The 8,668-nt window shown below is 66.1% G+C and carries 8 protein-coding genes; 5 read left to right on the top strand and 3 right to left on the bottom strand.

Going from position 1 to position 8,668, the window contains the following annotated elements; genetic code table 11:
• Nucleotides 1-134: 134 nt before the first annotated feature.
• The 3 genes from ACIQ51_RS13685 to ACIQ51_RS13675 all read right to left on the bottom strand — a co-directional run bounded on the left by ACIQ51_RS13685 (nucleotide 135) and on the right by ACIQ51_RS13675 (nucleotide 2,791).
• Nucleotides 135-521 carry a phosphopantetheine adenylyltransferase gene (locus ACIQ51_RS13685; protein WP_396205615.1) on the bottom strand — a complete coding sequence of 129 codons (387 nt, stop codon included), beginning with the start codon at nucleotides 519-521 and terminating at the stop codon, nucleotides 135-137.
• Between the two features lie 78 nt (nucleotides 522-599).
• Nucleotides 600-1,466, bottom strand: coding sequence for an alpha/beta fold hydrolase (locus tag ACIQ51_RS13680; protein WP_396205614.1), 867 nt, complete (start codon nucleotides 1,464-1,466; stop codon nucleotides 600-602).
• A gap of 134 nt (nucleotides 1,467-1,600) precedes the next feature.
• Entirely contained in the window at nucleotides 1,601-2,791 is a 1,191-nt protein-coding gene (locus tag ACIQ51_RS13675) for a patatin-like phospholipase family protein (RefSeq protein WP_396205613.1), read from the bottom strand.
• 259 nt (nucleotides 2,792-3,050) lie between these two features.
• On the opposite strand from ACIQ51_RS13675, the gene ACIQ51_RS13670 reads away from it, so the two are divergent.
• The 5 genes from ACIQ51_RS13670 to tuf all read left to right on the top strand — a co-directional run.
• Nucleotides 3,051-3,239 (top strand): hypothetical protein, encoded by a 189-nt coding sequence (locus ACIQ51_RS13670; protein WP_396205612.1) that lies wholly within the window; start codon nucleotides 3,051-3,053, stop codon nucleotides 3,237-3,239.
• Nucleotides 3,240-3,930: 691 nt separating this feature from the next.
• Nucleotides 3,931-4,341 (top strand): 30S ribosomal protein S12, encoded by a 411-nt coding sequence (rpsL, locus tag ACIQ51_RS13665; RefSeq protein WP_291263176.1) that lies wholly within the window; start codon nucleotides 3,931-3,933, stop codon nucleotides 4,339-4,341.
• The gene (rpsG, locus tag ACIQ51_RS13660) at nucleotides 4,338-4,808 is read left to right on the top strand and encodes a 30S ribosomal protein S7 (RefSeq protein WP_396205611.1); all 471 of its coding nucleotides are present in this window, start codon (nucleotides 4,338-4,340) and stop codon (nucleotides 4,806-4,808) included. The genes rpsL and rpsG overlap by 4 nt, the downstream gene beginning before the upstream one ends.
• Nucleotides 4,809-5,595: 787 nt before the next feature.
• Complete coding sequence (gene fusA / locus ACIQ51_RS13655) at nucleotides 5,596-7,716, top strand: elongation factor G (RefSeq protein WP_396205610.1); 2,121 nt, start codon at nucleotides 5,596-5,598, stop codon at nucleotides 7,714-7,716.
• Nucleotides 7,717-7,757: 41 nt separating this feature from the next.
• Nucleotides 7,758-8,668: elongation factor Tu (gene tuf, locus ACIQ51_RS13650; protein WP_396205609.1), on the top strand; the 911-nt coding region annotated here is incomplete at its 3' end.

The raw sequence follows: 8,668 nt of genomic DNA, 5'->3' as shown, positions 1-8,668 counted from the left end.
GAAGTAGGCGACGATCTGGTCCATGATTCGGAAGATTCTCCAGGGCGCGCGCAGAGTCTAGGGCGCGGTGCAACCGCCTTCATGGCGATCCGTTCGCCGAGCGTGACCGTTCGGTTGGCCGTGCCCCTCTCGCCTCAGGGGCTGCCGCTGAACTGCTCGAGTGCGAGAGCGGCGGCGCCGACCACGAGGCAGACCAGCGCCACCACGTCGGCGCGGACCACCCGCCGCACCTGCGCGTTGTAACCTCCCACCGACTTCGCGATCCACAGGAAGGACAGGACGCTTACGGCCCCTGCGAGGTACGCGGCAGGCTGGAGGAGTGGGTAGGCCGCAGCGGCGACCAGGAATGCGCCCAGCAGGCCAAAGAGTACGGACCGATGCCGCATCAGGATGAGCAGGTCTGGGTCCTCCACCGGGGTGCCATAGAGCGCCCGCAGCCGAGCGCGTCCGAGCACGCCGGAGAGGGGCAGCAGATGGATGACGCCGACGATCACCAGCATGGCCGATACGAGCAGACGCACGGGGAACACGCTCCGCGACTGTACGAGGTGGAGTGTCACGCCGGGACTACGAGTGACCGCGCGCACGCTGCGCGTTGCTCAGGGGCCCCTGAGCCAGTCGAGCGTCTCCCGCCAGAGTGCCGACGCCTCGGGACGGAAATAGCCCATGTGCCCGATCGCTGCCAGCCCCAGCTCGCGCGGATCGAGCGTGACGTGCTCCACCGGGGCGTTGCAGTAGGCAGCCATGAAGGCATCACGTGACGTGGGCGGCGCCCATCGGTCGTCGACGGCGTTCACGGCCCGGATGGGGGTGCGGACCTCGGCGAACTGTGCCGCCAACCCGGGAAGCTCCGGGTCATCGAAGAAATAGCGCGGCCACTGGCACCATCGGCGCCACTGGAGAAAGAGGTCGCGCGGGAGATCCTCCCCCATCCCCAGCCGGCTCCAGGACAGGTATCCCGAAGCGCCCACGAGCAGCGGCCCCATCACGCGCCAGAGGAAGCGTACCCGCAGGCGTTCGAGCGGGGGCATCCAGCCGTGCCAGCCCGCCCCCGTCGCGAAGGTGACGATGCGCTGGATCCGCTGGTGCGCCGGGAGGAGCCCGATCGCATGGCCACCGAAGGAGTGCCCCACCATCCACAACGGTCCGTCCCCCTGCGCGTCCACATGGGCCAGCAGTGCCGCGAGGTCCCGTCGCGCCCAATCCAGATAATCCATGCGGAAGCCGCGCAGCGTCCCCGGACGCGATAGCCCGATCCCCCGGTAATCCAGCGTCCACACGGCGATCCCCTGTTCGGCCGCATACCGAGCGAAACGGGCGTAGAACCGTTGTGGCACGCCGGTGGCACCCGCCACGACGAGGCGTCCCCGTGGCGTCCCCGGGGGTCGGTACGCCATCGCCTGCAGGGGATAGCCATCGGCCGCCGTCAGTGGCAGCGGAGCAGGGGGCAGGTGCGCGTGCGGCATGGCCTTGGGTATTGGTGGTCCATCCTTTGGCGGACGGGGGGAATCTACCTGCCGCGACCGGGCGGTCCCTGGGGCAACCGTGCCTTGAAGATCGCGCACGCCACATCGGCGGAAAGACCCGGCGGCGCGCGCGCCTACGCCGGCCTTATTGCGTCCCCGCCGTTTGGCCCCTGCTCGAGGAACGCCGCGATCCGCTCCCACTGGCGTTCGGCGTCCTCTTCTCCAAGGGCGATCAGCCGCCGGAGGTAGTCCTCCTGGAACATCATGAGCGAGAGGATGTCGGGGCTCTCGGTCTTCCTGGTGCCGAGCCCGCGCGTGAGGAACCGGAACACCTTTGGCAGTCGCGGCTCATACTCCCCGGCTAGGCGGCCTAGGTCGCGCGACGGCCGGAGAACGAGCATGTCCACCTCCCGCAGCCCGTGGCGAAGATCGACCGGAAGCGGTCTGACCATCCGGTTGATCCGCTCAGCCCGGACCATATCCTCGTCGATGAGGTCGAGGAACACGGCGTTGTACAGGACACCCAGCACCTGCGCCGGTGGCGGATGTCCGCTGACCTGCGGGCGTGCCGCCTCCGCTTGGCTGCGGTCATATCGCGTGGCGATCGTGATGATGCGCGACGCGCCGAGGCGCAGGGCGGGTGAGAGCGGGGCGGTGAGGCGGATGCCCCCGTCACCGTACCATTCCTGACCGACCCGCGTTGCCGGGAAGAGGAGCGGGAGCGCCGTGGAGGCCATCACATGATCCACGGTCATCTGCGTGTGCTCGCTACGCCGCTGCGGGCGCTCCCACTTGGTGATATCGCGACCCTCCACCCAGATGACGCTCTGCGACGTGGTGTAGCTGGTGCCGCAGAGGGCGATGGCGCGGAGCCGCCCACGCTCAAGGTTGTGGGCGATGCCGGGAAGCGTCCCGTCCGGATTCCGCTCGAGCACCCGCTCGAGAAAGGTCCGCAGCGGGGCCGTGTCCACCATCCCGCGGAACGCCTCCGGGTGGCCTTTCCCGCCGGACATCAGGCGCAGGCCGGACCGGAGGATGTTCCACGCCAGCGATCCGGCGTCCACGCGGAACACCTGATCCGGCGTGAGCGACAGCCAGTGTTGCACCAGCGCTTCCATCGCCTCGGCGAAGGTGCCGCGATGCGCTGCCAGGTGGGTGGCGTTCACGGAGCCTGCCGATACCCCCACCAGGATGGGGATGTGCAGGTCCGGATACCGGGCCGCGATCGCGCGCAGGACGCCTACCTGATAAGCGCCGCGCGCGCCGCCGCCGCCGAGCACCATGGCGAGGTCGGTCGTGGCAGGAGAGGGAGGGGAGGCAGCCATGAAGGAGCGGGTGAGGTGGGGGCTGTGGAATGATAGCGTCAGGCGCTCACCCCGGTTTTCCATGGCGCGCCAACCGGCGAACCGCCGACTGCCCGCGGCGACGTTCGGTCCGTTCACCTGCAGGCGCGCGCCGGGATGAAGGCCGCCGTGGGGCATCGAGCGCGAAACCGTACGCGGTTACATTCGTAGAATCCCCAACACCGACGGACCCAGTGCACGAAGTCGTGACGGAATCCACACCACCTCGAGAGGGAAGGCCATGAACTCCGATCTGGATCAATACGCCATCGGTTGGGGGACGCTCGCCCTCATCAATGCGAACTTCGCACAACTCAAGGGGCGCAGCGGCTTCTGGTGGTTCATCGGATCCCTGATCGGTGGCCCGGTCGCCACCTTCTTCCTCGCGTTCGTCGAGCCGGCGCGCGCGGAATCACGCGCCGAGAGCTGAGGGCTCGCGAGGGCCTTTGCGCCGCCGTCACAGGTGGCGCCGGCGACAGAACACGGGACCGCCTGTTGCGGGAGCTCCGCGCCGTCGGGCGGCGGATCACCGATTGGGGGATGGGCTTTCCGAGGCAGACCACCGTGCAGCTCCGGTGGCCGTCCGCGCGCGTGCTCACGGTGGAACTGGAGACCTCGTCCTTCACCGGTGGGGCGCACGGGGAATACGCGGCTACGCTGCGGAGTTACGACCTCCGCACCGTGGCACCCATTCCGGTGACCGCCATGGTGCGCGATACCGCCGCGCTAGTGCCGATGCTGGAGGCGGGGTTCGCGCGCGCCAAGGCCGCCCCCGCTCCACGAGCTCCTCTACCCCGAGGTGTAGCGGTTTCCCGTCTCCGGGTACGCCTGGATCGTCGCCGACGGGATCCGGTTCAGGTACACCCCCTACGAGGTGGCGTCGCGGGCGGTGGGACGGACGGATGTCCTGCTCATCTGGGAGCAGCTCGGTGCGCTCGCTGCGCGAACGCCCTGAGGCGGATGAAGGCGCGACCCCTCGGCCCACTTGCTCCCATGCCCCTGCCTGCTTAAGCTCAAGATTCTGTTCCGTGCCGTCTCGGCTCTGATGCCGAGGCGATCCACGTAGAAGTCGGAGTACGAACTCCCCGACGGTCGACCAACCGCCGGGCTACCAACATCTGATGCCTACGATCAACCAGCTGGTCCGCCGCGCCCGTAAGGACGTGGTGGAGAAGTCCAAGGCGCCCGCGCTCAAGAGCAATCCGTTCAAGCGTGGCGTGTGCACTCGCGTCTACACCACGACGCCCAAGAAGCCCAACTCGGCGCTGCGCAAGGTTGCGCGTGTTCGTCTCACGAACCAGCTCGAAGTGACGGCCTACATCCCCGGCGAAGGCCACAACCTTCAGGAACACTCCATCGTGCTCGTGCGCGGTGGCCGTGTGAAGGACCTCCCGGGTGTGCGTTACCATATCGTTCGCGGTACGCTCGACGCCTCCGGCGTCAACGGCCGTAACCAGAGCCGCTCCAAGTACGGCACCAAGCGTCCCAAGAAGGGTGCGGCGGCTGCCGCTGCCGGAGGTAAGAAGAAGTGAGCCGTCGCAAGAGTGCCGTAAAGCGTACCGTGCTGCCTGATGCACGCTACGACAGCCAGACCGTCTCGAAGTTCATCAACAACCTGATGATCCAGGGCAAGAAGTCCACCGCCGAAGGCATCTTCTACGGCGCCATGGACATTGTCGAGGCGAAGACCAGCCAGCCGGGTGTGGGCGTGTTCAAGCAGGCCCTCAACAACCTCAAGCCGGTCGTCGAAGTGAAGAGCCGCCGCGTTGGTGGTGCCACCTATCAGGTGCCCGTGGAAGTCCGTCAGGACCGCCGCACCGCCCTCGCCATGCGCTGGCTCATCTCGTACTCGCGTGACCGCAACGAGAAGAGCATGCCGGAAAAGCTCGCGGCCGAAGTGCTCGCCGCCGCCCGCGGTGAAGGCAATGCGGTCAAGAAGAAGGAAGACACGCATCGCATGGCCGAAGCCAACAAGGCGTTCGCGCACTACCGCTGGTAATTCGCTGCATGGCAGCACACAACGCCCCGGACACGTCGGTGTCCGGGGCGTTGTTGCATCCGCCACCGAGAAACGGTCGCGGGGCCTGACCCGCGCCCCTGCTCGGCTCAGAGACGCTGATCCAGCGTGTCCTTGCCTCGCGCTCTGGGCATGGCCGCCCTCGCGGGCCGGCGCGGACAGAAGCTGTATCAGAAGAATGAAAAATAGTTCATCTTCCGTGCTGCTCCCCATACGTCCTGGAATTCGTCGGCTGCGCGTCGCGGCGATGCCGCTGCTTGTCCTGTAGCGCTCTGGGGGGGGCGGTGCGCCGCCGTTCCGCGACGCGTCCGTAACGCGCCCCGTAAATCTTCCGACTCCAGCGGGTTGACTTGGGCGCCGGACCCGGTCATGTTAGGTGTCTGCCTCAAAACGCCTTGTACGAGGCGCAACAGGCAACCTCCAAAGAAGCACAGTCGGCGGTCTGCGGCCGACCAACTATGGGCCACCGCGGGAACAGGGTGGGGCGTCGAGGGCAGGGGATCGCCATCTCGACACGCTGTACCGGCGGCACCTCGCGATGAGGCGTCGCTCCCGACACACAACGCAGCCAATTCAACGTCACGGCTGGAGTCCGCAGTTCTTCGGACGTGGCGCGCTTGGGTCCCCACTCGTGCAGCAGCGGCGAGCGTACCCGGCGACAGCGGATGGATACCGCTCCCGAACCAGTCGGGAGGTCAGGTCCAGCCGTTTTTTTGCTGGTTCACTTTGTACACTCACTGCGCTGCCCAGGCGGCGCTGACCGAGAACTATGCCGCGTACGACCCCGCTCGAGCATTACCGCAATATCGGCATCATGGCGCACATCGATGCCGGCAAGACGACGACCACCGAGCGCATCCTCTACTACACGGGGAAGTCGCACAAGATCGGTGAAGTCCACGATGGCGCTGCCACGATGGACTGGATGGAGCAGGAACAGGAGCGCGGCATCACGATCACGTCGGCCGCGACGACCTGCTTCTGGATGCGTCATGGCCAGTCGCACGAGAAGGGCAACGGCCCCGAGTTCCGCATCAACATCATCGACACGCCGGGCCACGTGGACTTCACCGTCGAAGTGGAGCGCTCGCTCCGCGTGCTCGACGGCGCCGTCACGCTGCTCGATTCGGTGGCCGGTGTGGAGCCGCAGACCGAGACCGTGTGGCGTCAGGCCGACCGGTACCGTGTGCCGCGCATGATCTTCTCGAACAAGATGGACCGCGTGGGCGCGAACTTCGATCGCTGCCTCGCGATGATCCGTGACCGCCTGAGCAAGCGCGCGTTCCCGCTGCAGCTGCCGGTCGGTTCGGGTGAGACCTTCACGGGTCACATCGACGTTCTCGAGCGCAAGCAGTACATCTTCCACGACGAGACGATGGGCAAGACGTTCTCGGTGGTCGACGTGCCGGCCGAGTTCAAGGATGCCTGTGAGCAGGCCCGCCACGAGGCCATCGAAGCGGCCGTCGAGCACGACGAAGCGCTGATGGAGAAGTACCTCGCGGGCGAGGAGCTCTCGATGGACGAGATCCGTCGCGCGATCCGTCAGGCGACGATCGCCATGGAATTCGTGCCCGTGCTCTGCGGCGCCTCGTTCAAGAACAAGGGCGTGCAGGCGCTGCTCGATGCCGTGATCGATTACCTCCCGGCGCCGGTCGACGTGCCCGCCATTCAGGGGCACCTGCCGCACCAGGACGAGACGTTCATCGAGGCCCCGATCAAGGACGACGCGCCGTTTGCCGCGCTGGCGTTCAAGATCGCGACCGACCCGTTCGTCGGAAAGCTGACGTTCTTCCGCGTGTACTCGGGCGTGCTCAACTCGGGCAGCTACGTGTACAACAGCACGAAGGACAAGCGCGAGCGTGTGGGGCGTCTCCTCCAGATGCACGCCAACAAGCGTGAGGAGATCGAGGAAGTGCGCGCCGGCGACATCGCCGCCGCGATCGGGCTCAAGGACACGCGCACGGGCGACACGCTCTGCACGGAAGAGAATCCGATCATCCTCGAAGCGATGAAGTTCCCGAATCCCGTCATCGACGTGGCCATCGAGCCGAAGACGAAGGCGGACCAGGACAAGCTGGCCATCGCGCTGCAGAAGCTCGCCGAAGAAGATCCGACGTTCCGTGTGCGCTCCGACGCCGAGACGGGTCAGACGATCATCGCCGGCATGGGCGAACTGCACCTCGAGATCATCGTCGACCGCATGATGCGTGAGTTCAAGGTCGACGCGAACGTGGGTCGCCCCCAGGTGGCCTATCGCGAGACGATCAAGAAGCGCGTCGAGAAGGTCGAAGGGAAGTTCATCCGCCAGTCGGGCGGTAAGGGTCAGTTCGGCCACGTGGTCATCAACATGGAGCCGTCCGAGCAGGGACAGGGCTTCGTGTTCGAGGACAAGATCGTGGGCGGTGTCATTCCCCGTGAATACATCGGCCCCGTGGAACAGGGCATCAAGGAAGCGCTGGAGAACGGTGTGCTGGCCGGCTACCCGGTCGTCGACATCAAGGTCCAGCTGACCTTCGGCTCGTACCACGAAGTCGACTCATCGGAAATGGCGTTCAAGATTGCCGGCTCGATGGCGTTCAAGGAGGCGGCCCGTCAGGCCAGCCCCTGCCTGCTGGAGCCGGTGATGAAGGTCGAGGTCGTGAGCCCGGAAGCGTACATGGGCGACGTCCTCGGCGACCTCTCCTCGCGTCGCGGCAAGATCGGCGGCATGACGCAGCGTGGTGAGGCGCAGGTCATCTCGGCCACGGTGCCGCTGGCCGAGATGTTCGGCTACTCGACGCGTCTGCGCAGCATGTCGCAGGGGCGCGCGGTCTACTCGATGGAGTTTTCGCACTACGAAGAAGTGCCGAAGTCGAAGGCCGAAGAGATCATCAGCAAGGTGAAGGCGTAAGCCTCACCCACTCATTCACTACCCAACACAAGAACCGAACCATGGGCAAGGCAAAGTTCGAGCGGAACAAGCCGCACGTGAACGTGGGAACGATCGGCCACGTCGACCACGGCAAGACGACGACCACGGCTGCTCTCACGAAGATCTCGGCGGACAAGGGCTACGGCACGAAGTACGTCGCGTACGACGAAGTCGCCAAGGCCTCCGAGTCGCAGGGGCGTCGCGACAGCACGAAGATCCTGACGATCGCCACGTCGCACGTGGAGTACGAGACGGAGAACCGTCACTACGCGCACGTTGACTGCCCGGGCCACGCCGACTACGTGAAGAACATGATCACGGGTGCCGCGCAGATGGACGGCGCGATCCTGGTTGTGTCGGCGGTTGACGGCCCGATGCCGCAGACGCGCGAGCACATCCTCCTGGCCCGCCAGGTGAACGTGCCCTCGGTCGTGGTGTTCCTCAACAAGTGCGACCTCGTCGAAGACGAAGAGCTCCTCGACCTCGTCGAGCTCGAAGTGCGCGAGCTGCTCTCGAAGTACAACTACCCGGGCGATGACGCGCCGGTGATCCGTGGCTCGGCCATCAACGCCATCAACGGCGATCCGAAGTGGGTGGCGGAGTTCCAGAAGCTGTACGACGCGCTCGACAACTACATCCCGGAGCCGGTCCGCGAAGTCGACAAGCCGTTCCTCCTCCCGGTCGAAGACGTGTTCTCGATCACGGGTCGTGGCACGGTGGCGACGGGCCGTATCGAGCGCGGCATCGTGAAGGTCGGCGAAGAAGTCCAGGTCGTCGGCTACAACAGCGACAAGAAGACGACCGTCACGGGCGTCGAAATGTTCCGCAAGCTGCTCGACGAAGGGCGCGCGGGTGACAACGTCGGTCTCCTCCTCCGCGGCATCGCGAAGGAAGACATCGAGCGCGGCATGGTGCTCGCCAAGCCGAACTC

The sequence above is a fragment of the Gemmatimonas sp. genome (assembly GCF_044344655.1).
Lineage (GTDB): Bacteria > Gemmatimonadota > Gemmatimonadetes > Gemmatimonadales > Gemmatimonadaceae > Gemmatimonas.
This window is presented reverse-complemented; position numbering and strand designations above follow the sequence as displayed.